The sequence below is a fragment of the Arthrobacter sp. NPDC080086 genome, from assembly GCF_040702285.1.
In genome coordinates this window covers 20,795-45,329 of record NZ_JBFBKP010000032.1, presented here as the reverse complement: position 1 = coordinate 45,329, position 24,535 = coordinate 20,795, and the positions used below count along the sequence as shown (strand labels likewise).

Here is a 24,535-nt window from a genome sequence, read left to right as displayed (position 1 = left end):
GGCCGCTGGGCGGCCGGGACCTGCCGGATCACGGGGTTGGTGCCGGTGGCGGGGTTGCCGAAGCGCTCGTCGGCGGCTTCGGCGGCCTGGGCCCAGGAGCTGCTCCGGACCGGCGCCGGGCGGGCCGGCGCGGTCGCGTCGTCGGAGGCGCGGGGGTTGATGACCGGCATGGTTCCTGTCCGGGCAGCGAAGTCGTCGTTATCGCCGCGACGAAGGTCGCGGCGGCGCCGGAGTTCAGGCTGTCCTGAGTTTTCAGCAGTGGCAGCTGAGTTGTCTTCCACCGGTTCGGGCATAAGTTGGTTTCTCCCCCAGGACCCGCAGCGGTGACCGTTGCGGCGCGTGTTGGAACTTCTTTCAAGGACCCAGTCTAGGTGCAGTAGTGCGCACCCTTATCTTCTGTCACTGCAGGACGGCCCAAACCGGCGCCGCGGAGGCTAGTGGTGGGCGCGGGTTTCCTGCAGCCGGCGGATGAACCAGCGCGACTGTTCGGGGCCGTAGGGCAGGATCGGGATGGCCTTGGTGGCGTCGTTGGGAGTCTCCCGGGTGGCCTGGGTAGCCTGCCGCACCGCGGTGCTCATGGTGTTCGCCATGGTCTTCACGAACTGGTCGCTGCAGGGTTCCCCGTGGCCCGGGATCAGGAACTCGTAGCGGTGCCGCAGGGCCGAGATGTGCCGCAGAGCGTCCGCCCATTCCTCGGGGTAGGAGTCCTCGAAGGACGGGTGGGCGCCCTGTTCCACCAGGTCGCCCGCGAAGAGGGTGGTGGACGTGCCCACCAGCAGGTCGCCGTCGGTGTGGCCGCGGCCCAGGAAGAACAGGGTGGCGCTTTGGCCGCCCAGATCCACCAGAACGGGCTGGTCCTTCACGATCGCGTTCGGCACCACCAGTTCCACGGCGCCGCCCTCGGCGGCCGCCATCTCCGGTTCGGCGGCCGCGACGAGCCGGCGCTGGGCGTCCCCGTTCTCCTCGATCTCGGCCGCGCAGTTCTCGTGCGCCCAGAACTCGGTCACGCCGTCGTCCGCGAACACGGCGTTGCCGAAGAAGTGGTCGTAGTGGGCGTGCGTGTTGACCACCACCAGCGGCAGGTCCGTCTTTTCACGGACGGCGTCCAGGATTTCACGGCCCTGCCGGGGCCCGCCGCCGGTATCGATCACCATGGCACGTTCGGTGCCCACAATCAGACCCGTGTTGAGCAGCGATCCTTCGGTGGTCAGAACGTAGTTGTCCTGGCCGACTTCGAGCCATCGTGACATGAAATCTCCGTAGTCCGACGCTTGGCCGGCGTGGTTGGTGCGATGTTCAGGGCTCGATTCTACCCACCGGCGCTTAGAGATCCGCCAGCACGGCTCCCGGGTTTTCGATCGCGTCCGCGACGTAGCGCAGGAAGCCGCCCGCGGTGCCGCCGTCGCAGACCCGGTGGTCGAAGGTCAGCGTGAGCTCGGTGACCTTACGGACGGCGAGCTCCCCGTTGACCACCCAGGGCTTGTCGATAATCCGGCCCACGCCAAGGATCGCCACCTCGGGGTGGTTGATGATCGCCGCGGAGCCGTCGACGCCGAAGACGCCGTAGTTGTTCAGCGTGAAGGTGCCGCTGCCCAGTTCCGCGGGGGTGGCCTTGCCCTCGCGGACGACGGCGGTGAGCCGGCGGATCTCGGCGTCCAGCCCGCGGGCGCTGAGCTTGTCGGCGTTCCGGATGGACGGGACCATCAGGCCGCGGTCCGTCTGCGCGGCGAACCCGAGGTTGACGCCGTCGAACGCCACGATCTCCTGGCCGGTTCCGCCGTCGGCGTCGCCGGTGGTGACGATCCGGGTGTTCAGCTCCGGGTATTTCCTGAGCCCGGCGGTGACGAACCGGGCGATGAAGGCGAGGAGGCCAGGGGTGTGGTGCGGGTCGGCCTTCTTGAGGCCGGCGCGCAGCTCGACCAGCGCGGTCGCGTCCACGTCCACCCAGACGGTGGCCTCCGGGATTTCCGAACGGCTGCGGCTCATGTTCGCGGCGACGGCCTTGCGCACGCCGCGCACCGGCGTCCGGCCGGTGATGCCGAGCCCGGTCCGGGAGTCGGTCCCGCCGGCGGAGGTAGTTTCCGGTGTTGAGACCGGTGCGGTCTGCGGTGCGGTCACGGGCTGCTCTTCGGCCGGCGCAGGCTTGATGGCCGCCTCGACGTCGCGCCGCATGATCATCCCGCTGGTCCCGGAACCTTGGAGTCCCCCCAAATCAACCCCATGGTCCCGGGCCATCCGCCGCACCAGCGGGGAAATCACTGCCCCCAGCTTCCCGGGCACCCGGGTCCGCATGAGGATCAGCTCATCGGCGGCCTTCTCGGCCTCCGAAACCTGAACGGCCCCGGCATCGGCCCCGGAGGCCCGCTTCGGAGCCCGCGTCCGCCGGGCCACCCCATGCCCGCCCGGCGTCCCGTACCCAATGAGCACGTTCCCGGACCCGGCCTTCTCCTCCTCGCGGTAGGCCTCGGCGGCAGCGGCGGAAGGTGAGTCGCTTGAGGACGTCAAGGCGACGTCCCCGCCCGACCCAGCCGGCGCGGATGATGCCGCCCCGGGAGTGGCATTGGGCCTGTCGGAGCCGGGCGGCATGCTGCTTGCAGCAATGCCCCCCGGCGAAGGGGCGGGGGCGGCATCATCCGTGGCGGCCCCACGGGCCGAAACGGAAGCAGCACCCACGGGAGTCACGGAAATCAGCGGCTTCCCGACGTCGAGCGTCTGGCCGGGCTCGCCGTGCAGCACGGCGACGGTGCCGGCGTACGGCGAGGGGACCTCGACCATGGACTTGGCGGTCTCCACCTCGGCGATGGGCTGGTCGACGCGGATTTCGTCACCGACGGCGACGAGCCAGTTGACCAGTTCGGCTTCGGTGAGGCCTTCGCCGAGGTCGGGCAGGAGAAATACTTTCGGTTCGCTCATGGTCAGTCTTCCCACTGGAGGTCGTCGACGGCGTCGAGGATGCGGTCCACACCGGGCAGGTAGTAGTGCTCGAGTTTGGGCGCCGGGTAGGGAACGTCGAAACCGGTGACGCGCCGGATCGGGGCGGCGAGGTGGTGGAAGCAGCGTTCCTGGACCCGGGCCACGATCTCGGAGGCGACGGAGGCAAAGCCGTGGGCCTCGGCGATGACGACGGCGCGGCCGGTCTTGCGGACGGAGGCGGCGACGGTCTCGTCGTCGAACGGGACGATCGACCGGACATCGATCACCTCGAGGGAGCGGCCCTCTTCGGCGGCGGCCGCGGCTGCGGCGAGCGCGGTGGGGACCGAGGGGCCGTAGGCGATCAGGGTGGCGTCGGTGCCGGGGCGGGCGACGGCGGCGCGGCCCTCGGAGGAGGTGCCGCGTGCGGCGTTGGCGTCGTGTTCGGCCCGGAGCGCACCCAGATCCACCTGGTCCTTGGACCAGTAGAGCTTCTTGGGCTCCATGAACATGACCGGGTCGTCGGAGTCGATGGCCTCGCGGAGCATCCGGTAGCCGTCGGCCACCGTGGCGGGGGTGTAGACCTTGAGGCCCGCGGTGTGGGCGTAATAGGCCTCGGAGGAGTCGCAGTGGTGCTCGACGCCGCCGATGCCGCCGGCGTAGGGCACCCGGATCACGATGGGCAGCTTCAGGGCACCCTTGGTGCGGTTGTGCATCTTGGCGACGTGGCTGACGATCTGCTCAAAGGCCGGGTAGGCGAAGGCGTCGAACTGCATCTCGATGACGGGACGCATGCCGTTCATCGCCATGCCAACGGCCATGCCCACGATCCCGGATTCGGCCAGCGGGGTGTCGAAGCAGCGGTTCTGCCCGAAGGTGGCCGTCAGCCCGTCGGTGATGCGGAAGACGCCGCCGAGCATGCCGACGTCCTCGCCGAAGACCAGAACGGAGTCGTCGGCGCGCATGGCGTCGGCCATGGCGGTGTTCAGGGCCTTGGCCAGCGTGAGGGGCTGGGGCCCGGTCTGCTCCGCTTCAACCGCGGCCTTCGCGGCGGCGCGGGCGGTGGCGGCGCTGACGTTGCCGTTGGCCTCGGAGGAGGTGGTGACGGTGGGGCTCATCGTGCGGACTCCTCGGAGGTTGCTGCGGCGTCGCGGGCCAGCTCGTCGGCGAGCTGCGCGGACTGTTCCTTCAGTTGCGGGGTGGGGGTGGAGAAGACGTAGGAGAAGAGGTCCTGCGGGTTCACCGGGACGTCCTCCCCCAGGCCCTCGCGGAGCTGGGCGGCGACCGCCTCGGCGCGGTCGACGATCCGGGCGGCCCCGGCGTCGTCAAGCAGTTCGCGCTCCGTCAGGTAGGTCCGCATCCGGGTGAGCGGGTCCTTGGCCAGCCATTCGGCCACCTCACTGTCCTGGCGGTACCGGGTGGCGTCGTCGGCGTTGGTGTGGGCCTGCATGCGGTAGGTGTGGGCCTCCACCAGCAGCGGGCCGGAGCCTTCGCGGGCCAGCTTCACGGCCCGGCCCAGCACGGCGAGCAGCGCCACCAGGTCGTTGCCGTCCACGCGCTCGCCGGCCATGCCGTAGCCCACGGCCTTGTGCGCGAGCGACGGCGCCACCGACTGGTGCGCCAGCGGCACGGAGATGGCGTACTGGTTGTTCTGGACGAAGAAGATCACCGGAAGGTGGAAGACGGCGGCGAAGTTCAGGGCCTCGTGGAAGTCCCCCTCGCTGGTGGCGCCGTCGCCGCACATGGCGAGGACCACGGTGTCCTCGCCGCGCAGCTTGGCCGCGTGGGCGACGCCGACGGCGTGCAGCAACTGGGTGGTCAGCGGCGTGCACTGGATCCCGACCTTGTGCCTGGCCGGATCGTAGCCGCCGTGCCAGTCGCCGCGGAACAGCGTCATGGTCTGGACGGGGTCCACGCCGCGGGCCATCACGGCCACGGAGTCGCGGTAGGTGGGGAAGATCCAGTCGCCCTCGGCGAGGCAGAGGGCGGCTGCCACCTGGCAGGCTTCCTGGCCGTGGCTGGAGGGGTAGACGGCCATCCGGCCCTGCCGGACCAGGGCGGAGTTCTGGTCGTTGACCCGGCGTCCGACGACGAGCTCTTCGTAGGCAGCGAGCAACTCCGCATCGCCGGGGAGTCCGTATTCGTGGCCGGGCTGCGCGCCCTGTTCGGTGTGCGCGTTCGGCGTCCCGTCCGGGCTCACCATCTGGATCGGGTGCCGGGCGGGCAGCATGTAATCCTCGACCGTGATCCCGAACTTGCGTACCGCCTCGCTGGCGGCGCTGCCCTGCCGGGTCTCGGATTCCTGTGTAGCGGAGTCCGCGGAGATCGTCATTGGTCCGTCCTTCTGTAGCCACTATTCGCACCAAGTATGCTTCCAAGGGCGCTTTCGTATCCACACCCGGGCGTAATCGTGGAGACTTAATCCCAAACGGCTTACTCTTGAAGACAAATCGTAAGTGTGAGCTGGGTTACCGGCGGGAGTTGAAGACAAATGGCAGGAACCGAATCGGAGCAGGCGGTGCCGCTGGACGAGGTGGACCGGAGCATCATCGCCGAGTTGACCCGGGACGGGCGCATGTCCGTGACCCAAGTGGCCGAAAACGTGCACATTTCCCGGGCCCACGCCTATTCGCGCATCTCCCGCCTGACCGGAGAGGGCGTGCTGACCAAGTTCACGGCCCTGGTGGACCCCATCAAGGCCGGACTGAAGTCCTCCGCCTACGTGACGCTCAAGGTGCGGCAGCACTCCTGGCGGGAGCTCCGCGAGCTGCTGCGGGCCATCCCGGAGGTTCACCACATCGCGTTGGTTGGCGGGGACTTCGACGTCATCCTGCTGGTGCGGGCCGTGGACAACGTGGATTTGCGCCGGGTGATCTTCGACCAGCTGCAGTCCATGCCGGGGGTGCTGGACACCCAGACGTTCCTGGTCTTCGAGGACCTGGACACACGCTGACGCAGGAAGTGGTGGGAATCGCCGGCGGCCCGGGTCAGCCCTTGAAAACCGGGCTTCGTTTCTCCTGGAAGGCCAGGAAGCCCTCGGCGTAGTCCTCGCTCTTGCAGAGCCGGGCCTGCTCGGAATTCTCCTCCGCCATGGACTGCCAGAGACCCAGCCGCTGATCGCGGATGTGGGCCACCAGCTCCTTGCTGGCGGTGAAGGCGCCGGTGGGCCCGGCGGCGACCTTGGCAACGATGCCGCGGGTGGTTTCCAGCAGCTCCTCCGCCGGGAGCGCCCGGCTGAAGAGCCCCTGCGCCACCGCCTCGGTCCCGGAGATCAGCTCGGCGGTGTAGATCAGGTCCAGGGTGCGGTGCATCCCCAGCCGTTCGGTGAAGTACCAGTGCCCGCCGGAGTCCAGCGTGGCGCCAAGCTTGGCAAACGGCGAGCCGAACTTCGCATTCTCCGCCACGTACACCACGTCCGAGGCGAGCAGCAGTCCCAGTCCCACCCCCAGGCAGGCGCCCTGCGCTGCGGCGAAGGTGGGCGCCGGGAAGGCGCTCATCTTCTCCATCAGCGGCTGCACCAGGCCGCCGAGATAGGCCTCGGCGTCGTCGTTCGCGGGAGTAACGCCGGCGATGTCCCGGCCCGCGCAGAATGCCCGGCCCTCGCCGCGAAGCAGCAGCGCCCGCACCTCGCCGCGCGCGGCGGCGGCCGCGGCGTCGTCGTAGGCCCGGTCCAGGTCCCGCAGTGCCTGCTCGTCGAGTGAGTTCAGCTTCTGCGGGGCGTCCAGGACGATCTCGGCGACGCCGTCGGCGATGGTCAGGGAAATCATGCGGCTCCTAGGCATGGAAGGGCAGACGGGGAAATGTGGCGGGTTTAGACGTCGAAGTCGACGGTGACACTGGGGGTGGTGGGGTGCGACTGGCAGGTCAGCACGTACCCCTTATCCAGTTCGTCCTGTTCCAGCGCGTAGTTCTCGTCCATCGTGACGGACCCCGTGACCACTTTGGCCCGGCAGGTGCCGCAGACGCCGCCGGCGCAGGCGAAGGGGACATCCGGTCGGACCCGGAGCGCGGCGTTGAGGATGGACTCCCGGGCGTGGGTGGGGCTGGCCACCTCGCCCTGCAGCCCGTCGAGGGTGAAGGTGATCTTGTAGGTTTCCTGGGATTCGTCGGCCACCACCGGCCGGCCAATGTTGCCCTCAGGACGGTCCGGCTTGCCGGAGGTGAACAGCTCGAAGCGGATGTGCTCGGGCTTGACCCCGCGGGCGGCGAGGGTGTCGCGGCACAGCTGTACCAGTTCGAACGGGCCGCAGAGGAACCATTCGTCCACGTCGTCGGCGTGGATGGCGGTGCCCAGCAGCGCCTCGAGCTTCTCGGCATCAATCCGGCCACTGAGCAGCGGGGCGATCCGCTGCTCGCGGGAGAGCACGTGGTGCAGGGCCAGCCGGGACGGGTACTTGTCCTTGAGGTCCGCGAGTTCCTCCAGGAACATCACGTCCATGGCCGCCTTGTTGGCGTAGATCAGGTCGAACCGGGTGTCCGGGTGCGCGGCCAGCAGGGTCCGGGCGATAGCGATCACGGGGGTGATGCCGGAGCCGGCGGCGATCGCCACGAAGTTCCCGGCCTCGCCGGCGAGCTCGGTTTCCAGCTCCTGCGGACGGTTCATGGACGTCATGAGGTTTTGTTCTTGGCCGTCCCGGCCGTGCTTTGAGACGAACGCGCCCATCGGGCTCATCACGTCCAGCACGTCCCCGGCCTTGAGCTCGGCATTGGCCCAGGTGGAGAACAGGCCGCCCAAGTCCTTCTTGATGGCCACGCGGATCTCGCTGCTGCCGTCCGCGAAGCTGCGCGGCTCCGCGCAGATCGAGTAGCTGCGGCGGATCTCGAGCGGTTCCCCGGCGGCGTCCGGAAGTGTGGTGCGCAGGGCAACGTACTGTCCGGGCAGGTAGTCGAACTGGCCGGCGAGTTCGGCCGGGACGGCGAAGGTGACCTCGATCGCGTCGTCGGTGAGCCTGCGGACCTGGTCCACGGTCAGCGGGTGGAAGGACGCACGACGGCGGCCGGTGGCTGCCGCCGTCTCGGCGGCGGTCTGGCGGACAACGGTCATGGTTGCACCTGTTCCTTACAAGACTTTGAAGTAATCGAACGGTTCCTTACAGTCCAGGCAGACGTAGAGCGCCTTGCAGGAGGTGGAACCGAAGCGGGTGAGTTCCTTGGTGTGCAGCGAGGAACACTGCGGGCATTTCACGGCCAGGCTCAGCCGGACCGGGCCGGAGTGGCCGCCGGCGCGGGAATGGCCGGAGGGCGGGGCGATGCCATACTGCTCCAGCTTGGCCTTGCCCTCCTCGCTCATCCAGTCGGTGGTCCAGGCCGGGGACAGCACCAGGTCCACGTCGACGCGCGGGTAGCCGGCGGCGTGGAAGGCCGCGGTGAGGTCGTCACGGATGGTGTCCATGGCCGGGCAACCCGAGTAGGTGGGCGTGATGGTGACCCGTACCGCCGGGACCATGCCGCCGTCGCCCGCGTCCGGTTCCTTCGCCACTTCGACATCCCGGAGGATGCCGAGATCGGCGATGGTCAGGACGGGGATTTCGGGATCGCAGACGGTCGCGGCAAGGTCCCAGGCCTTCTGCTCCGCGGACTTCGGGCTGGGGGCAGCGTCCGCCGTCGGGTGGCTGAGGTACATCTCGGCCATGGTTACCAGCTCGCTCCGGGATGCTCGCGGGCCAGGACCTGCATCTCGGCGAGCAGGTAGCCCAGATGTTCGGAGTGCAGGCCGCGGCGGCCGCCACCGGGGGCGGGCTGGACCTTCGGGACCTCGAGCTCGGCCTCGGCCAGTACCTCTCCGGTCAGCCGGTCGAAGTCGGCGCGCAGGCTGGAGGGCTGGACGGCGACGCCGGCGTCGCTGAGCCGGCCGGTGAGTTCGTCGTCGCGGAACAGTTCGTCAACGTAGGGCCAGACCACGGCCAGGCCATGGATCATCCGGGCCCGGGATTCCTCCGTGCCGAGGGCCAGGCGCAGCACCCACTGGGCGCTGTGGTCCCGGTGGTAGTCGACTTCCTTGACCGCCTTCGCGGCGATGCCGGCGATCATGGCGTCGCTGGACTGGGCGAGCCGGCGGTAGAGCTCGAACTGGTAGTAGCTGACGGCGAACTGCCGGGCGATGGTGACGGCGAAGTCGCCGTTGGGCTGTTCGAAGAGCTGCACGGAGCGGAACTCGTGCTCGCGGCGGAAGTAGGCCAGGTCGTCCTCGCTGCGGCCGTCCAGGCCGCCGGCATAGGTCAGGAAGGAACGGGCGTGGCCCAACTGGTCCAGGGCGATGTTGCCCAGGGCGATGTCCTCTTCCAGCTCGGGAGCGCGGGAGATCCAGTGGCTCAGGCGCTGGGCGAGGATCAGGGCGTCGTCGCCCAGGCGCAGGGCCAGCTCGGCGGCATCCGCGTCCGGTGTGGCGGTGCCGCGGCTGACGGCGAGGGCGATGTCCTCGGGGCGGAGCGCGTTGCCGGGGGTGATGCGGGTCGCGCTAGCCATGCCGTCGCCGCCCGCGCCCGCACCCGCGACGCCGACGGAGATTTCTCCGTGGCCGACTGATTCTTCCGCAGGGGCGGGCGATGCCAGGGCGTTGGTGGCTGCTTCGGGGGTGCTCACAGGTGCTTCACGCCCTCGCTCTTGGTGTAGTAGGTGGCGTGCCGGTAGTCCTTGCCCTGGGGGGACTCGAAGAAGGAGCCCTTGGCGTCCGGATCGGAGGAGGCGATGGCCTCGGCCGGGACCACCCAGATGGAGACGCCCTCGTTGCGGCGGGTGTAGAGGTCGCGGGCGTTGCGCAGCGCCATCGCCGCGTCCGGGGCGTGCAGGGATCCCGCGTGGACGTGGGACAGTCCGCGGCTGGAGCGGACGAAGACTTCCCAGATCGGCCAGACGTTGCCTGCGTGGGGTTCGGGCGTTGTCATGCTGCGGCTTCCTTCTCTGCGTTCTTCTTTGCCTGCTTCTCGGCGTAGGCCGCTGCGGCCTCGCGCACCCAGGCGCCGTTCTGGTGGGCTTCGCGGCGCCGTTCCAGGCGCTGGGCGTTGCACTGGCCGCGGCCGGCGATGACCTCGTGGAATTCATCCCAGTCCAGCGGGCCGTGTTCCCATTTCTTCGTTTCCTCGTTGAAACGGATGTCCTTGTCCGGCAGGGTCAGGCCCAGGACCTTGACCTGCTCCATCATCATGCCGACGAAGCGGTTGCGGAGTTCGTCGTTGCTGAAGCGCTTGATGTTCCAGGCCATGGACTGCTTGGAGTTGGGCGAATCGTCGTCCGGCGGGCCGAACATCATCAGGGCCGGGGCGTACCAGCGGTTCACGGCGTCCTGGGCCATCTGCTTCTGCGCGGGGGTGCCGTGGGAGAGTTCCAGCAGGATCTCGAATCCCTGGCGCTGGTGGAAGGACTCCTCCTTGCAGACCCGGACCATGGCGCGGCCGTAGGGTCCGTAGGAGGCGCGGCAGAGCGGGACCTGGTTGGCGATTGCGGCGCCGTCGACCATCCAGCCGATCGCGCCCATGTCCGCCCAGGTGCGGGCGGGGTAGTTGAAGATGGAGGAGTACTTGGCCTTGCCGTCCATCAGGTCCTGCATCATCTGGTCCCGCGGCTGGCCGAGGGTCTCGGCGGCGGAGTACAGGTAGAGCCCGTGGCCGGCCTCATCCTGGACCTTGGCCATCAGGATGGACTTGCGCTTCAGGCTGGGGGCGCGGGTGATCCAGTTCGCCTCCGGCTGCATGCCGATGATTTCGGAGTGCGCGTGCTGGGAGATCTGCCGCACCAGGGTCTTGCGGTACGCCGCCGGCATCCAGTCGCGGGGCTCGATCCGGGAATCGTCCGCCATCACCTTGTCGAAGTAGGCCTGGCCTTCGGCATCACGGCGGGCCGCGTCCTCGGGGCTCATTTCGTGCCGGCTCTCGAGCCGTGAATCGTGCCGTGCCGGCGAGGGCTCGGCGGGCACTGACTGCAGGGTCTGCGATGCCATGGTTGCTCCTATGCGTTTCCGATAAATAATTACCGACCGTTCGTTCAGGATATGCGGAAGGTTCGGAGCGCGTCAAGCACCGGGCGACGCGGCGCAGGCGTGTTTCCGGGCCGGGCCGGGACCCGGTGGTAGCGTCTGCTCCACGCGGACCGGCAGTGCGCCCGGGCCGTGAGGACCACTCCGGGGCGCCGGCAACGGGCCGCGGTGGAAGGGGGCGACGTGAACGACGATGTTCAAGGCGGACAGGGAAATCGGCCCGGCAGTACAGGTGGGGCCGGCGGCGCAGCTGCGGCCGGCGCCGGAACGGATGCGGGCCTTCGACGGCGCCGCGACCTGCTGATCGCCGCCGCGGCCCTCCTGGTGGTGATAGTGGCGGTGGCCGCCATCTGGTTGGGGCGCCCCCAACCCGAGCCTGTCCGGCCCGCCGCGCAGCCGACCCCCACGCCGTCGCCGTCGGCCTCCCCCAGCCCTACCCCCTCCCCCACTCCCACGCCGGAGCCGCCGGCGACCGACCTCAACCTCCTGATCATCGGCAGCGACAGCCGGGTCAACGCCCGTGCGGACGCGGTCGCGGGCGCGCCGTCGGACCAGCGCGGCGACGCCCTGATCTTCGTCCACCTGCCCGCGGACCGGCAGCACGTCTACGGCATCTCCATCATGCGCGACCTCTGGGTGGACATCCCGGACCACGGCCAGGCCAAGGTCAACGCGGCCCTGGAACTCGGCGGCATCGGCCTGCAGACCAGGACGGTCGAGGCCCTGCTGCAGACCCACATCGACCACACCGTGATGGCCGACTTCGAAGGGTTCGCCGCCCTGGCGGACGCCGTCGGCGGCATCGACGTGGACGTGACGCTGCCGTTCACCTCCACCCTGGAATCCGGCCACACGTTCACACCCGGGATCAACCACCTCACCGGCCCGCAGGCCCTGGACTTCGTCCGCGAGCGCAAAGCCTTCGCCGACGGCGACTACCAGCGGGTCCGGGACCAGCAGACCTTCCTCAAGGCGGTCCTCGCCAAGGCGGTGGGCAGCGGCGCCCTGGCGGACCGGGCCACGGCGCGCGCCTTCGTCACAGGCGTCCTGCCGCACGTCTCGGTCACCCCGGGACTCACTCTGGACACCCTGGAACGGCTCTCCTACAGCATGCGTGGCACCTCGCCCGGGAACGCCGCCTTCTTCACGCTGCCGACGGCGGGAATAGGCACCAGCACGGACGGGCAGTCGATCGTGCTGCAGGACCCGGCGGCCACCGCCGAGGTGGCTGCCGCCCTGGCGGCCGGGACCCTGCCTGACTACATCGCCGCGCACGGTTTGCAGAACGGGAACTGACACCGGTCACGGGTAGATTGGGTCCATGACTGAGACTCCCGCCGCCGGCAGCCCGTCCGCCCCCGCCCAGGCCGCTCCGCAGCCGCCCGTCGCCCGGAAGCTTCCAACGCTCCGCACCCACCACGGGGATGTGTTCGAGGACAACTACGAGTGGCTGCGGGACAAGGAATCCGCCGAGGTCGTGGAGCTGCTGAAGGCCGAAAACGCCTACCAGGAGGCCGTCACCGCGCACCAGGAGCCGCTGCGCCAAGCCATCTTCGAGGAGATCAAGGGCCGGACCCAGGAGACGGACCTCTCGGTACCCAACCGCAAGGACGGCTGGTGGTACTACACCCGCTCGGTCGAGGGCAAGGAATACGGCATCCAGTGCCGCGTCCGCGCCCAGGACAGCGGCGACCCGGTAGCGGACTGGACGCCGCCCGCCGTCGAGGTCGGCGTCGACATCCCCGGCGAGGAGGTCCTGCTCGACGGCAACATCGAGGCCGAGGGCAAGCCGTTCTTCTCCATCGGCGGCGCCGCCGTGACCATCGACGGGAATCTCTACGCCTACGCCGTGGACAACGCCGGCGACGAACGCTTCACGCTGCGGATCAAGGACCTGCGGACCGGCGAACTGCTGCCGGACGTGATCGAGAATGTCTTCTACGGGCTCTCCTTCTCCTCCGACGGCACCCGGATCTTTTACACCGTGGTGGATGCCTCCTGGCGGCCCTACCAGGTCAAGGCCCACGTCCTCGGCACCCCCGTGGCGGAGGACGAGGTGATCTACCAAGAGGACGACGTCGCCATGTGGCTCGGTTTCGAGCTCTCCGCGGACCGCCGCCACCTGGTCCTGGGCATCGGCTGCTCCGAGTTCAGCGAGACCCGTCTGCTGCGCTTCGATGACCCCGGCGCCGGTCTCACCACCGTCATCTCCCGCGACGAGCGCATCCTCTACGAGGCCGAGCCGTTCCTGCTCGCCGACGCCTCCGGCGCCCCGCGCGAGACCATCCTGCTGACCCACAACAAGGACGCCATCAACTCCATGGTGTCCCTGGTGGACGCGGCCGAGCTCGCCAAGCCGGTCGCGGAGCAGCACTGGCAGACCGTCGTCGCCCACTCCGACGATGTCCGCGTCAACGGCGCCGGCGTCACCGCCACCCACCTGGTGCTCTCGATCCGTAAGGACACGATCGAACGCGTTCAGGTGGTGCCGCTGGCCGGGCTCGGTACGCCGGAGCAGGCGCCGGCCGTGGAACCGGCCTTCGACGAGGAGCTCTACACCGCCGGAGTCTCTGGCTCGGACTACGAGGCGCCGGTGATCCGGATGGGCTACACGTCCTACTTCACCCCCTCCCGCGTCTACGATTTCGTCCTGCCGACGCCCGAACGCCCCGCCGGCGAGCTGCTGCTGCGCAAGGAAAGCCCGGTGCTGGGCGGCTACTCCGCCGCCGACTACGTCGCCACCCGGGAATGGGCGGAGGCCTCCGACGGCACCCGGATCCCGCTCTCGGTGTTGCGGCACGCCTCCGTGGCGAGGGATTCCAGCGCGGCCGGCCTGGTGTACGGCTACGGCTCCTACGAGATGAGCATGGACCCCGGCTTCGGGATCGCCCGGCTCTCGCTCCTGGACCGCGGGATCGTGTTCGTGATTGCGCACATCCGCGGCGGCGGCGAGCTGGGGCGGCACTGGTACGACGACGGCAAGAAGTTGCACAAGAAGAACACGTTCACGGATTTCATCGCGGCCACGGATTGGCTGGCCGGCTCCGGCTGGGTGGACCCGGCCCGGATCGCGGCGATGGGCGGATCGGCCGGCGGACTACTGATGGGCGCCGTCGCGAACCTGGCGCCGGAGAAGTACGCCGCCATCGTCGCCGCCGTCCCGTTCGTGGACGCGCTGACCACCATCCTGGACCCGGAGCTGCCGCTCTCGGCCCTGGAGTGGGAGGAGTGGGGCAACCCGATCACGGACCCCGAGGTGTACGCGTACATGAAGTCGTACACGCCGTATGAGAACGTCCGTGCCGCGGCGTACCCGAAGATCGCGGCCGTGACCTCGTTCAACGACACCCGGGTGCTCTACGTTGAGCCGGCCAAGTGGGTGCAGCGGCTGCGTGAGGTGAACACCGGCAGTGAGCCGATCGTGATGAAGATCGAGATGGACGGCGGCCACGGCGGCGCGTCCGGCCGGTACGTGCAGTGGAAGGAACGGGCCTGGGACTACGCATTCGTGGCGGACTCCCTCGGCGCCACGGAACTGCTGCCGGGGGCCGGGCTGAAGTAACCCGGCCGGGGTGGTGCGTTATTTGCTAATCATGCTTACTATTGAGCGGCGTTAGGTGCCTTGGGGACACTGCCCGCTGGGGGCAGCAGAACGGGCGCCGGAAAATGGAGCCAATCGTGAGCATGGAATCTGCCGCCAACGGACTGTCCGATGAGGAACTGATGGCCGAGGGCGCCACCGCGCTGCCTGACAAGGAAGTCGCCTCCGTCCTGGACCTCAATGCCGACCTCAACCTTGGCATTAGTGCCGCGGCCCCGATCGACCTCGGCGTCGCGGCCAACGCCAACGTCGCCGCCCCGATCGACGCAGCCGCCTCCGCGAACGTCCTCTCCTTCGGCTCCGGGTCCCAGGCTCTGGCCGATCAGGGCACCCTGATTACCCAGGGCATCACCGGCGACGCCACCGCGCACTCCGTGCAGGACAGCGGGATCGACCAGGGTACCGCCACCCCCACCGACGGAACCGCCACCACGGGCACGACAGACCCCGCCGGCACCACCGCCGCCACGGACCCGACCACCACCACGACGGCCGACCCGACCGCGGCCGGCGCCCTGAACGGCAACTTGCTCAACGTCGACGTCAACCTCGACGCGAACGCCGGCATCGCCGCCCCGATCGACGCCGCTGTCGCCGCCAACATCGGCTCGATCGACAGCAACGCGACCGCCGTCGCCCAGCAGGACGCCATCATCAACCAGGACATCAACGGCAATGCCACGGCCGGGGCCGAGCAGCAGTCCACCCTGAAGCAGTAATCGGTCCATGACTAGCGTGCAGGGCGGGCCGTCCACCCAGGACGGCCCGCCGGCTCCTGCCCCCGGCCCTTCCCCTTCCGCCGGTACCCTTCCGCCGCCAGCGCTGGCCGACGGCGTACAGCTCCTGGGCGAAACCAAGGGCTCCGGATATAAGCAGGCCCCTTCCCTGGTCCGGCGTGCCGACGGCCAGACCATCCAGCTGACCAGACTCCTCTACCTGGTGCTTGAGGCCGTGGACGGCCGACGCGGTCTCGAGGAGATCGCCGCCCACGCCGGGACGGCCGCGGGCAAACCGATCAGCGCTGCCAACGTGCGGACCCTGGTCGATCAGCAACTGCTGCCGCTGGGGCTGTTGCGGCTGGCGGACGGCTCGCAGCCGGAGGTCCGCAAGGCCAACCCGCTGCTGGGCATGCGGTTCCGCTATTCGGTGACGGACCCCGAACGCACCCGGAAGATCACGGCACCCTTTGCCACCCTCTTCAACCCGCTGATCGTCGTGGCGGTGACCGCCGCCTTCCTGGCGATCTGCTGGTGGCTCCTCATGGTCAAGGGCCTCGCCTCGGCCACGCACGAGGCCTTCGCCAACCCCGGGCTGGTTCTGCTGATCTTCGTGGTCACCGTCCTGTCCGCGGGCTTCCACGAGTTCGGCCATGCGGCCGCCGCCCGGCGCGGCGGCGCCACACCCGGGGCCATGGGCACCGGGCTGTACCTAATGTGGCCGGCCTTCTACACCGACGTCACCGATTCCTACCGGCTGGGACGGGCCGGCCGGATCCGCACCGACCTCGGCGGCCTCTACTTCAACGCCATCGTCGCGGTGGCCATCATGGGCATCTGGTGGGCCACCGGCTTCGATGCCCTGCTCCTGGTGGTGGTCACCCAGATCCTGCAGATGGTCCGCCAGCTCATGCCCATGGTCCGCTTCGACGGCTACCACATCCTTGCGGACGCCACCGGTGTGCCGGACCTCTTCCAGCGGATCAAGCCCACCCTGCTGGCCCTGATTCCCTGGCGCAAAGCCGACCCGCAGGCGCAGCTGCTCAAGCCCTGGGCCCGCGCCGTCGTCACGATCTGGGTCCTCGTCACCGTCCCGTTGCTGGTCTTCAGCCTGGTCACCATGGTCCTCACGCTTCCCCGCGTGGTGGGCACTGCCTGGGACAACGGTGTCAAACAGCAGGCCGCACTCGCCCACAGTCTGGCAACCGGCGACCCCACCGACGTCGCCGTGCGGGTCCTCGCACTGGTCTGCATCGCACTGCCCGTGGCCGGCATCCTCTACATCCTGATCCGGCTGGGCCGGCAGCTCGTCACGGGGCTGTGGCAGAAGACCCGCGGCAAGGCCTGGCAGCGCGGCGTGGCCCTCGCCGCGGTCGCCGCCGTCGTGGCAGGCCTCGCCTGGGCATGGTGGCCCGCCGGGGGGACCTACCGGCCCGTCCAGCCCTACGAACGCGGGACGCTGACCGACGCCACTACCGCCATCTTCTCCACCGCCACCGGGCGCGACCTGAAGCAGGGCCAGGCGGGTCGGACCGTGGCGCTCTGGCCGCAGGGCGCCCGCAAGCCCACCCGGGAAGAACCGCAGCTGAGCATGGTGTTGGTCCCCAGGGCTTCTGCGACGTCGCCCGGGGCCGCGGGCGCCACCGCACCGGCGGCGGCGCCGTCGTGGGTGTTCCCCTTCGATAAGCCGGCCGCCCCCGACGATGGCGGCAACCAGGCCCTCGCCGTGAACACCACGGACGGATCTGTCGTCTACGACGTCGCCTTCGCTCTGGTGTGGGCCGACGACGGCGCGGACGTCCTGAACACCAACGAGGCCTACGCGTTCGCGAGCTGCAAGGACTGCGCGGCCGTGGCCGTGGGATTCCAGGTGGTCCTGATTGTGGGGCAGGCCGACGTCGTGGTGCCGCAGAACCTCTCTACCGCCGCGAACTACAACTGCGTCCGCTGCCTCACCTATGCCCTCGCAAACCAGCTGGTCCTGACCCTCGACGGACCACTGAGCGCCGATGGCACGGCCAAACTGAACGCGCTCTGGCAGCAGATCGCCGACTATGGCCGGAACCTGCAGAACGTGCCGCTCTCGGAGATCCAGGGGACGCTGGAGGGCTTCAAGAAGCAGATCATGGACGTGGTCCAGGCCGACCCCAGCGCCAAGCCGCGCGGGGCAACGGCTACGAGTACCCCCACTCCGGGTGGGACCGGAACCGCGACGGCGCCGGCAACCGCTTCCCCGGAGGCCCCGCAGACGCCAACAACCGGCGCCACGGAGCAGCCCGCTCCGGGTACGACGGCCGCGCCCGGACCGGCCGAAACGACCGTCCCGGATGCCACGGTCTCGTCCGAGCCCAGCCAGCCGGCCGGCGGCGCCGTCGCACCCGCCCCGGTTGCGACGTCGGCCGCCCCTACGGGCACAGCCGCACCGTCGCCGTAAGGGGCTGAGCACGGGACCAATTGCCAAAGATGGTCGCTATGGAACTCCCATAGCGGCCATTTCCGGCAAGTCGACGGCTTCACTTCGCGAACGTTCCAGCGGGACCTAGCCGAGAAACGCCCACGGACCTACCGGGGAGCGGAGACGACGGCGGCGGTCGCCTCGGCGATGGCGCGTTCCTCGTGCGTGGGGACCACCAGCACCGGGATGGCGGACTCCGGCGTCGAGATCACCCGCGGTTCCTTCGAGCGTTGCCGGTTCAGGGCGGTGTCCAGTTCGATGCCCAGCGCGCCGAGCCGTTCGGCCACGAGGTTCCGGAACTGGTGGGAGTTCTCGCCGATCCCGGCGGTGAAGACCAGCGCTCTCGCCCCGCCGACGGCCACGTGGTAACCGCCGATGTACTTGGCCAGCCTGTAGGAGGCCACCGCGAGCGCCATGGCGGCCTTCGCGTCCCCGGCCTCCGCGGCCTCCACCACGGAGCGCATGTCGTTGTTCCCGGCCAGGCCCTTCAGCCCGGACTGACGGTTCAGCATGGAGTCGATGTCCTCGGCGGACCAGCCGGCGCGGCCGAGGAAGACCAGGATCGAGGGGTCCAGGTCCCCGGACCGGGTGCCCATCACCAGGCCCTCGAGGGGTGTAAACCCCATCGAAGTGTCGATCGACTTTCCGCCGTGTATCGCGGTGACGGAGGCGCCGTTGCCCAGGTGGGCGATGACGGCGTCGAACTCCTCCACCGGCACGTCCAGCAGGGCCGCGGCACGGTGCGCCACGTACTCGTGCGAGGTGCCGTGGAAGCCGTACCGTCGGATGCCGTGGTTGGTGTAGAGCTCATCAGGTACCGCGTACCGCCAGGCGTGCTCCGGCAGGGTGCGGTGGAATGCGGTGTCGAACACGGCCACCTGCGGCAGATCCGGCCACTTCTTCGCGATGGCCCGGATGCCCAGGACGTTGGCCGGGTTGTGCAGCGGCGCCAGCGGGTTGAGCCGCTCGATGGCACGGGTGATCTCGTTGTTGATCAGCTCCGGCTCGGCAAACCGCTCGCCGCCGTGCACCACGCGGTGGCCCACGGCGTCCAGGGCCCGGTCCCCCAGCGCCTCGTGGATGGCACCGTCGACCAGTTCCAGCGCCTCCGCATGGTCCCGGGGACCCTCGATGGCGCCGTCGCCGCCACCGCCGTTGCCCATGCCGATCCGTTCCACCAGCCCTTCGGCCAGGACGCTGCCGGCCTCCACGTCACGGACCTGGTACTTCAGCGACGACGAACCGGAGTTGATGACGAGCACGAGCACGGGGGGCCTCCTAGGCCTGGGCGTCGACGGACTGAGCGGGCTGGGGCACTTCGTGTGATGCGGCTGCCGGCACGGACTGGGCCTGGATGGCGGTGATCGCGACGGTGTTCAGGATGTCGTCCACCGTGCAGCCGCGCGAGAGGTCGTTGACCGGCTTGCGCAGGCCCTGCAGAACCGGCCCGACGGCGACCGCCCCGGAGGACTGCTGCACCGCCTTGTAGGTGTTGTTGCCGGTGTTCAGGTCCGGGAAGATGAACACCGTCGCCTGGCCGGCCACGGTGGAACCCGGCATCTTCGACGCCGCGATGGAGGCGTCGACGGCGGCATCGTACTGGATGGGGCCTTCGACGGCCAGGTCCGGACGGCGGGCGCGGACCAGCTCGGTGGCCTTCCGGACGGCCTCCACCGCCTCGCCGGACCCGGAGCCGCCGGTGGAGTAGGACAGCATCGCCACCCGCGGTTCGACGCCGAACTGCGCGGCGGTCTCGGCCGAGGCGAGGGCAATGTCCGCGAGCTGTTCGACGTTCGGCTCCGGGTTCACGGCGCAGTCGCCGTAGACCAGGACCCGGTCCGGCATCAGCATCAGGAACACGGAGGAGACGATCTTGACGCCCTCGCGGGTCTTCACGAACTCCAGCGCCGGCCGGATGGTGTGCGCCGTGGTGTGGGCGGCGCCGGAGACCATGCCGTCCACCACGCCCAGCTGAACCATCATGGTGCCGAAGTAGCTCTCGTCCTGCATCACCTCGAGCGCCTTCGCAAGGTCCACGCCCTTGTGCGCGCGCAGCTCGGCGTACTTCTCCGCGAAGCCCTGGCGCAACTCCGAGGTGGCCGGGTCCACGATGTTGATCCCGGACAGGTCGATGCCCTGGGTGGCGGCGAGCTCGCGGACCTCGGCTTCGCGGCCCAGCACGGTCAGGTCGCAGACGTCGCGGCGGTGCAGGATCTCCGCGGCCCGCAGGATCCGCACGTCCTTGCCCTCGGGCAGCACGATGTGGCGGCGCTGGGAGCGGGCCCGTTCGATCAGGTCGTGCAGGAACCGCAGCGGCGTCATCCGCTCCGGCCGGGGCAGGTGCAGCCGCTCGAGCAGTTCGGCCTCGTCCACCTGCTTGGACCAGAGGCCCAGCGCGGAGGCCACCTTGCGGCGGTGCCCGGACCAGATCTCGCTGCGGACCTCCGAGACACGCTTGGCGGTCACGTAGGTGTCGTCCGGGGCGGCGAAAATCGGGAACGGCGCCTGCGCCAGCAACGAGTAGATGGTGGGGTCCGGGGCCAGCCCGCCGGTGAGGATGAGCGCGGACGGGACCGGGAACTCGGGCGAGAAGGAAGACGCCAGGCAGGCGACCAGCACGTCGGCGCGGTCACCCGGGACGATCACCAGGGCGCCGTCGTCGAGCACGTGCAGGAAGTTCGCCACGTTCATGGCCGCCACCTTCACAGAGTGCACGTCCCGCTCCAGATCAGGCAGGCCCGCTACCTGGCCGAGGCCCAGGGCGGAGGCAACCTCGCCGGTGGTGGGCCGGGCGATGTCCTCCAGCTCCGGGAAAACGTAGACCGGGCGGCCGGACGCGCCGGGCCGGACCGCGGCCGCGATCCCCTCCAGGTCCTCCGGCTCCGCACGGTTGACCATGATCGCCAGCAGCGTGCAGCGCTCGGCGATGAGCTCCTTGCGGGCCACCTCGACGGCGTCGGCGGTCTCCGCGACGGTGCGGCCCTTGGCCCCCACGACGGCGACGACGGGTGCCGAGAGGTTGTTGGCGAGCCGGGCGTTGAGGTCGAATTCGACGGCGGCATCCTGGCCGGTGAGGTCCGTGCCCTCGATGATGATCACGTCGCAGTGCCGGCCCATCTCGGCGAAGATCTCGACGCAGCGGGAGTCGATCTCCTCGCGCTTGCCCTCGGCGAGGAGGCTGCGCACCTCCTCGAAGGTCAGCCCGCTCCGGCACCGGGCGTCGTCTAGGTCGAAGCGGGCCTTCATCAGCGAAACCATGGGGTCGACGTCGGCGTGGCCGTGGACGACGGGTTTGAAGAAGCCGATGCGGTCCGCGTGCCGGTGCAGCGTGTCCGCGAGGCCCAGGGCGACGAGGGACTTGCCGGATCCCGGCGTGGTTGCGCTGACGTAGATTCCCTTGGCCATGTGTCCCAGCATACTTACACCCCTTGACAGCGGGGCCCGCGATGGGATTACCTAATGAACATTCGGTAAATAAAGCTGGAGGCAACGACGCATGGCTGAACTGACAATTCCGGGGAAGACCCACCCGCTCCTGAACAACGACTATGCCTCCGAGTGGATGGGCATCGAAGTCCTCGAACTCGCCGACGGCCACGCCACACTGCGGATGCCGCTGCGCCAGGAAATGCTCAACGGCTTCGGGATGGCCCACGGCGGAATGATCTTCGCCTTCGGCGATACCGCCTTCGCCTTGGCCTGCAACCCCGCCGAACCCGGGCCGCATGACGAGGGGTCCATGACGGTGGCCTCCGGCGTCGACATCAACTTCATCAAGTCCGCCTACCGCGGCCAGATCCTGACCGCCGTCGCCAACCGCCGCGCCAGCACCGGCCGCAGCGGGATCTACGACGTCCAGATCTACGCCGCCGACCCCGACGCCGTCGACCTCACCGCTGAATCCACCACCATCCCCGCCGGCGCGGGAGAACTCATCGCCGAGTTCCGCGGCCGCAGCCGCACCATCTCCAAGAAATAGAAACGTAGGACGCAGATGACCACCCCCACCGCTGAATCCGCCCTCGCCACCAGCGACGCCGTCCTGGACCGCGAAGAAACCATCTCCCGCGACGAGCTCGAGGCCCTCCAGCTCTCCCGGCTCCAGCACACCGTGGCCTACGCCTACGACCGCGTCCCGCTGTACAAGCGGAAGTTCGACGACGCCGGGGTGCACCCCACCGACCTGCGCGAGCTTTCGGACCTGGGCAAGTTCCCGTTCACCACGAAGGAAGACCTCCGCCTGGAGTACCCGTTCGGCATGTTCGCGGTGCCGCAAAACGAGGTGGCCCGGATCCACGCCAGCTCCGGCACCACCGGCCGCGCCACGGTGGTCGGCTACACCAAGCAGGACCTCGCCGACTGGGCCAAGCTCGTGGCCCGCTCGCTCCGCGCCTCCGGCGTCCGTCCGGGCATGAAGGTCCACAACGCGTACGGCTACGGCCTGTTCACCGGCGGCATGGGCGCCCACGCCGGCGCCGAGGCCCTCGGCTGCACGGTCATCCCGATCTCCGGCGGCCAGACCGAACGCCAGATCCAGCTCATCCAGGACTTCGAGCCGGACGCCATCCTGGCCACGCCCACCTACCTGCTGACCATCGCCGACGCCATGATGAAGCAGGGCATCGACCCGGCCTCCACCTCGCTGAAGTACGCGGTGCTCGGGGCCGAGCCGTGGACCGAGGAAATGCGGCACGAACTCGAGGTCACCATGAACCTCAAGGCCTGCGACATCTACGGCCTCTCCGAGGTCATGGGCCCCGGCGTCGCCGGCGAGGCCGTCGAGACCCAGGACGGCAGCCACATCTGGGAGGACCACTTCCGGCCCGAAATCATCGACCCGTTCAACCCTGCCGTCGGCGTCGAGTCCGTGCTGGGCGACGGCCAGCACGGCGAGCTGGTCTTCACCTCGCTGACCAAGCAGGCCCTGCCGATCATCCGCTACCGCACCAAGGACCTCACCCGGCTGCTGCCCGGCACGGCGCGTCCGGCGCACCGCCGCATGGGCCGGATCACGGGCCGCAGCGACGACATGATCATCCTGCGCGGCGTGAACCTCTTCCCATCCCAGATCGAAGAAATCGCGCTGCGGATCCCGGAGCTCAGCCCGCACTTCCAGCTGGAACTGACCCGTCCCGAGGGCCAGCGGATGGACCAGCTGACGGTCAAGATCGAACGACGCGATGCCGTCTCGGTGGAGAGCAGCGCGACGGCGGCGAAGGTCCTGCAGCAGCAGATCAAGATCCACGTCGGGTCCTCCTGCGCCGTCGACGTCGTCGAGCCCGGCTCCCTGGAGCGCTCCAACGGCAAACTGCGCCGGATCTACGACATGCGCCCCAAGGGCTGAGAACCGCCCGAACCACTCCGGCCGGCAGCCGCGCCGCACCCCGGCGCGGCTGCCGGGCCGGCCCGTCATGAGAAACTAGCGAGTATGCCCACAACAGCATCCACCAAGCGCGGCCGGCCCGGCTACGACCAGCAGTCCGTGCTGATGATCGCCGTCGACGTCTTCAACCGTCACGGCTACGACGCCACGTCGATGGGCATCCTCGCCGAGAACCTGGGCATCTCCAAGTCCGCGATCTACCACCACGTCCCTTCCAAGGGCGACCTGCTGAAGCTTGCGCTCGACCACGCCTTGGGCGGCCTCGAGGCCATCCTTGACCGGCCCGAGGCGCAGACCGGTTCCGCGGACGCCCGGCTGGAGTTCGTGCTTCGCGAGACCATCTCGGTGCTGGTGGAACGGCTGCCGTTCGTCACCCTCCTGCTGCGGCTGCGCGGCAACACCGAGATTGAACGGGACGCCCTGGCCCGCCGCCGCACCTTCGACCGCAAAGTCGCCGCACTGATTTCCGCCGCCCGCGACGAGGGCTCGCTCCGCCAGGACATCGACCCGCGGACCGTCACGCGCCTGCTCTTCGGCACCATCAACTCGATCGTCGAGTGGTACAAGCCCGGCGGCTCCCTCTCCCCCGAGAAGCTCGCCGACGACGTCATCACCATGGCGTTCCACGGCCTCCACGTCCCGGACTAGCCCTTCCTCCGCGAGGACCTCCTAGCCGGGGATGATTCCCGGGAACCCCCGGACGGCCGCGACCCAGCCCATGTAGGCCAGTACCCCGGACAGCGGTATCACCGCCATCACCAGCACCACGGAGCGGTCCGTCGCCAGGACCAGCGCCGCAAGGTTGGTGAGCACGGCGACGGCCACGACGGCGGCCTGGAACACGCTGTTGGCAAACACCGCCCGGGGCGATTCGAAGAGGGTCCCGGCGCCGGCGAGGTACGTCACCAGGTACCAGGACGGGACCAGCCAGAGCGGGAATCCGAGCATTACGACGTCGACGGCGAGGGCCACCCTGCCCATGCGGGTGGTGGGCCACCAGGTCCTCGTCCCGCTTCGGGCGTTCGGCGGCGTCCGTCCCGGGGCCGGTCCCGCCGTCCGGCCAGCGTTTGCCCGCACCGCCGTGGCCCGCTCAGAGCTGGTAGTCGGCCGGGCCGGGCAGGTTCTCGTGGATGCAGAGAACGTTGTGCTCGGTGTCCATGAACCAGGCGCACTTCTCTGAGTCCGTGGTGCAGATGTGGTTCTCGGTCTTGAGTCCGGGCAGGTCGTAATCCTGGAACGTGACGCCCCGGGCTTCCATGTCCTGAACCGTGCGTTCGATGCCGCTGACCTCGAAGCTCAGAGCGGTGTGCTCGGAGTGCTTTCCGTCCGTGACCGGCATGAGCTGCAGCAGCGGGCCGCCGTCCGAACCAAAGATGTCACTACCGTCCCCTGCTACGCCGCGGTGCGGGAGTCCCAGGGTGTCCGCATAGAAGTGCCGGGCACGCGCCGCATCATCGACGGGCAGGATGGTTGTGGCTTTGTTGAGTACCAGGGACAT

At 69.2% G+C, this 24,535-nt stretch carries 22 protein-coding genes; 8 read left to right on the top strand and 14 right to left on the bottom strand.

Features of this window, described 5'->3' with window-relative positions; all coding sequences use genetic code 11:
* Window positions 1-434: 434 nt before the first annotated feature.
* The 4 genes from AB0305_RS12605 to pdhA form a co-directional block, all read right to left on the bottom strand.
* Window positions 435-1,250, bottom strand: a complete 816-nt coding sequence (locus AB0305_RS12605) for an MBL fold metallo-hydrolase (RefSeq protein ID WP_290256069.1) — start codon at window positions 1,248-1,250, stop codon at window positions 435-437.
* A 73-nt stretch (window positions 1,251-1,323) separates the two neighbouring features.
* Window positions 1,324-2,913 carry a dihydrolipoamide acetyltransferase family protein gene (locus tag AB0305_RS12600; RefSeq protein WP_364133659.1) on the bottom strand — a complete coding sequence of 530 codons (1,590 nt, stop codon included), beginning with the start codon at window positions 2,911-2,913 and terminating at the stop codon, window positions 1,324-1,326.
* 2 nt (window positions 2,914-2,915) lie between these two features.
* On the bottom strand, window positions 2,916-4,028 hold the full coding sequence (locus tag AB0305_RS12595; RefSeq protein WP_290256071.1) for an alpha-ketoacid dehydrogenase subunit beta: 1,113 nt from the start codon (window positions 4,026-4,028) through the stop codon (window positions 2,916-2,918).
* Complete coding sequence (pdhA, locus tag AB0305_RS12590) at window positions 4,025-5,242, bottom strand: pyruvate dehydrogenase (acetyl-transferring) E1 component subunit alpha (protein ID WP_364133662.1); 1,218 nt, start codon at window positions 5,240-5,242, stop codon at window positions 4,025-4,027. The genes AB0305_RS12595 and pdhA overlap by 4 nt, the downstream gene beginning before the upstream one ends.
* A gap of 159 nt (window positions 5,243-5,401) precedes the next feature.
* On the opposite strand from pdhA, the gene AB0305_RS12585 reads away from it, so the two are divergent.
* Entirely contained in the window at window positions 5,402-5,863 is a 462-nt protein-coding gene (locus AB0305_RS12585; protein ID WP_290256073.1) for an Lrp/AsnC family transcriptional regulator, read from the top strand.
* Window positions 5,864-5,897: 34 nt separating this feature from the next.
* Here the strand turns inward: AB0305_RS12585 and AB0305_RS12580 are convergent, their stop codons facing one another.
* From AB0305_RS12580 to paaA, 6 genes are read right to left on the bottom strand one after another with little or no spacing between them, the layout of a single operon-like run.
* Entirely contained in the window at window positions 5,898-6,677 is a 780-nt protein-coding gene (locus AB0305_RS12580; protein WP_364133664.1) for an enoyl-CoA hydratase/isomerase family protein, read from the bottom strand.
* A 44-nt stretch (window positions 6,678-6,721) separates the two neighbouring features.
* Window positions 6,722-7,954, bottom strand: coding sequence for a 1,2-phenylacetyl-CoA epoxidase subunit PaaE (gene paaE / locus AB0305_RS12575; protein ID WP_290256075.1), 1,233 nt, complete (start codon window positions 7,952-7,954; stop codon window positions 6,722-6,724).
* Between the two features lie 15 nt (window positions 7,955-7,969).
* Window positions 7,970-8,542, bottom strand: coding sequence for a 1,2-phenylacetyl-CoA epoxidase subunit PaaD (gene paaD / locus AB0305_RS12570; RefSeq protein WP_290256076.1), 573 nt, complete (start codon window positions 8,540-8,542; stop codon window positions 7,970-7,972).
* A 2-nt stretch (window positions 8,543-8,544) separates the two neighbouring features.
* The gene (paaC, locus tag AB0305_RS12565) at window positions 8,545-9,462 is read right to left on the bottom strand and encodes a 1,2-phenylacetyl-CoA epoxidase subunit PaaC (protein WP_364134661.1); all 918 of its coding nucleotides are present in this window, start codon (window positions 9,460-9,462) and stop codon (window positions 8,545-8,547) included.
* A 26-nt stretch (window positions 9,463-9,488) separates the two neighbouring features.
* Window positions 9,489-9,794: a 1,2-phenylacetyl-CoA epoxidase subunit PaaB gene (gene paaB / locus AB0305_RS12560; protein WP_290256078.1), complete on the bottom strand. Its 306-nt coding sequence runs from the start codon at window positions 9,792-9,794 to the stop codon at window positions 9,489-9,491.
* Entirely contained in the window at window positions 9,791-10,846 is a 1,056-nt protein-coding gene (gene paaA / locus AB0305_RS12555) for a 1,2-phenylacetyl-CoA epoxidase subunit PaaA (protein WP_364133669.1), read from the bottom strand. The genes paaB and paaA overlap by 4 nt, the downstream gene beginning before the upstream one ends.
* Window positions 10,847-11,065: 219 nt before the next feature.
* Here paaA and AB0305_RS12550 point away from each other — a divergent pair, with 219 nt between their 5' ends.
* The 4 genes from AB0305_RS12550 to AB0305_RS12535 all read left to right on the top strand — a co-directional run bounded on the left by AB0305_RS12550 (window position 11,066) and on the right by AB0305_RS12535 (window position 17,633).
* On the top strand, window positions 11,066-12,178 hold the full coding sequence (locus tag AB0305_RS12550) for an LCP family protein (RefSeq protein ID WP_364133672.1): 1,113 nt from the start codon (window positions 11,066-11,068) through the stop codon (window positions 12,176-12,178).
* 25 nt (window positions 12,179-12,203) lie between these two features.
* Window positions 12,204-14,444, top strand: coding sequence for a S9 family peptidase (locus AB0305_RS12545; protein ID WP_364133675.1), 2,241 nt, complete (start codon window positions 12,204-12,206; stop codon window positions 14,442-14,444).
* 122 nt (window positions 14,445-14,566) lie between these two features.
* Window positions 14,567-15,202 (top strand): peptidoglycan-binding protein, encoded by a 636-nt coding sequence (locus tag AB0305_RS12540; protein ID WP_364134664.1) that lies wholly within the window; start codon window positions 14,567-14,569, stop codon window positions 15,200-15,202.
* A 7-nt stretch (window positions 15,203-15,209) separates the two neighbouring features.
* Complete coding sequence (locus tag AB0305_RS12535; protein ID WP_364133677.1) at window positions 15,210-17,633, top strand: hypothetical protein; 2,424 nt, start codon at window positions 15,210-15,212, stop codon at window positions 17,631-17,633.
* Between the two features lie 128 nt (window positions 17,634-17,761).
* Here the strand turns inward: AB0305_RS12535 and AB0305_RS12530 are convergent, their stop codons facing one another.
* Together AB0305_RS12530 and pta are read right to left on the bottom strand one after the other, a co-directional pair.
* Window positions 17,762-18,922: an acetate kinase gene (locus AB0305_RS12530; protein ID WP_364133679.1), complete on the bottom strand. Its 1,161-nt coding sequence runs from the start codon at window positions 18,920-18,922 to the stop codon at window positions 17,762-17,764.
* A gap of 10 nt (window positions 18,923-18,932) precedes the next feature.
* Window positions 18,933-21,059, bottom strand: coding sequence for a phosphate acetyltransferase (gene pta, locus AB0305_RS12525; RefSeq protein WP_364133682.1), 2,127 nt, complete (start codon window positions 21,057-21,059; stop codon window positions 18,933-18,935).
* 91 nt (window positions 21,060-21,150) lie between these two features.
* On the opposite strand from pta, the gene AB0305_RS12520 reads away from it, so the two are divergent.
* The 3 genes from AB0305_RS12520 to AB0305_RS12510 all read left to right on the top strand — a co-directional run bounded on the left by AB0305_RS12520 (window position 21,151) and on the right by AB0305_RS12510 (window position 23,685).
* Complete coding sequence (locus AB0305_RS12520; protein ID WP_364133684.1) at window positions 21,151-21,633, top strand: hotdog fold thioesterase; 483 nt, start codon at window positions 21,151-21,153, stop codon at window positions 21,631-21,633.
* 15 nt (window positions 21,634-21,648) lie between these two features.
* Entirely contained in the window at window positions 21,649-22,998 is a 1,350-nt protein-coding gene (gene paaK, locus AB0305_RS12515; RefSeq protein WP_364133687.1) for a phenylacetate--CoA ligase PaaK, read from the top strand.
* A gap of 84 nt (window positions 22,999-23,082) precedes the next feature.
* Window positions 23,083-23,685, top strand: a complete 603-nt coding sequence (locus tag AB0305_RS12510; RefSeq protein ID WP_364133690.1) for a TetR/AcrR family transcriptional regulator — start codon at window positions 23,083-23,085, stop codon at window positions 23,683-23,685.
* 21 nt (window positions 23,686-23,706) lie between these two features.
* On the opposite strand, the gene AB0305_RS12505 is transcribed toward AB0305_RS12510, so the two are convergent.
* Together AB0305_RS12505 and AB0305_RS12500 are read right to left on the bottom strand one after the other, a co-directional pair.
* A complete protein-coding gene (locus tag AB0305_RS12505; RefSeq protein ID WP_364133693.1) occupies window positions 23,707-24,018 on the bottom strand; it encodes a hypothetical protein in 312 nt (103 codons plus the stop codon).
* Between the two features lie 109 nt (window positions 24,019-24,127).
* Window positions 24,128-24,535, bottom strand: a complete 408-nt coding sequence (locus AB0305_RS12500; protein ID WP_364133696.1) for a VOC family protein — start codon at window positions 24,533-24,535, stop codon at window positions 24,128-24,130.

Bases quoted from the DNA above. Each gene is read 5' to 3' on its own strand.
- pta (WP_364133682.1), bottom strand. From the start codon at position 21,059: ATGGCCAAGGGAATCTACGTCAGCGCAACCACGCCGGGATCCGGCAAG.
- AB0305_RS12595 (WP_290256071.1), bottom strand. From the start codon at position 4,028: ATGAGCCCCACCGTCACCACCTCCTCCGAGGCCAACGGCAACGTCAGC.
- paaE (WP_290256075.1), bottom strand. From the start codon at position 7,954: ATGACCGTTGTCCGCCAGACCGCCGCCGAGACGGCGGCAGCCACCGGC.
- paaB (WP_290256078.1), bottom strand. From the start codon at position 9,794: ATGACAACGCCCGAACCCCACGCAGGCAACGTCTGGCCGATCTGGGAA.
- pdhA (WP_364133662.1), bottom strand. From the start codon at position 5,242: ATGACGATCTCCGCGGACTCCGCTACACAGGAATCCGAGACCCGGCAG.
- AB0305_RS12545 (WP_364133675.1), top strand. From the start codon at position 12,204: ATGACTGAGACTCCCGCCGCCGGCAGCCCGTCCGCCCCCGCCCAGGCC.
- paaA (WP_364133669.1), bottom strand. From the start codon at position 10,846: ATGGCATCGCAGACCCTGCAGTCAGTGCCCGCCGAGCCCTCGCCGGCA.
- paaK (WP_364133687.1), top strand. From the start codon at position 21,649: ATGACCACCCCCACCGCTGAATCCGCCCTCGCCACCAGCGACGCCGTC.
- AB0305_RS12605 (WP_290256069.1), bottom strand. From the start codon at position 1,250: ATGTCACGATGGCTCGAAGTCGGCCAGGACAACTACGTTCTGACCACC.
- AB0305_RS12520 (WP_364133684.1), top strand. From the start codon at position 21,151: ATGGCTGAACTGACAATTCCGGGGAAGACCCACCCGCTCCTGAACAAC.
- AB0305_RS12600 (WP_364133659.1), bottom strand. From the start codon at position 2,913: ATGAGCGAACCGAAAGTATTTCTCCTGCCCGACCTCGGCGAAGGCCTC.
- AB0305_RS12500 (WP_364133696.1), bottom strand. From the start codon at position 24,535: ATGTCCCTGGTACTCAACAAAGCCACAACCATCCTGCCCGTCGATGAT.
- AB0305_RS12510 (WP_364133690.1), top strand. From the start codon at position 23,083: ATGCCCACAACAGCATCCACCAAGCGCGGCCGGCCCGGCTACGACCAG.
- AB0305_RS12585 (WP_290256073.1), top strand. From the start codon at position 5,402: ATGGCAGGAACCGAATCGGAGCAGGCGGTGCCGCTGGACGAGGTGGAC.
- AB0305_RS12580 (WP_364133664.1), bottom strand. From the start codon at position 6,677: ATGATTTCCCTGACCATCGCCGACGGCGTCGCCGAGATCGTCCTGGAC.
- AB0305_RS12535 (WP_364133677.1), top strand. From the start codon at position 15,210: ATGACTAGCGTGCAGGGCGGGCCGTCCACCCAGGACGGCCCGCCGGCT.
- paaD (WP_290256076.1), bottom strand. From the start codon at position 8,542: ATGGCCGAGATGTACCTCAGCCACCCGACGGCGGACGCTGCCCCCAGC.
- AB0305_RS12540 (WP_364134664.1), top strand. From the start codon at position 14,567: ATGGAATCTGCCGCCAACGGACTGTCCGATGAGGAACTGATGGCCGAG.
- AB0305_RS12505 (WP_364133693.1), bottom strand. From the start codon at position 24,018: ATGGGCAGGGTGGCCCTCGCCGTCGACGTCGTAATGCTCGGATTCCCG.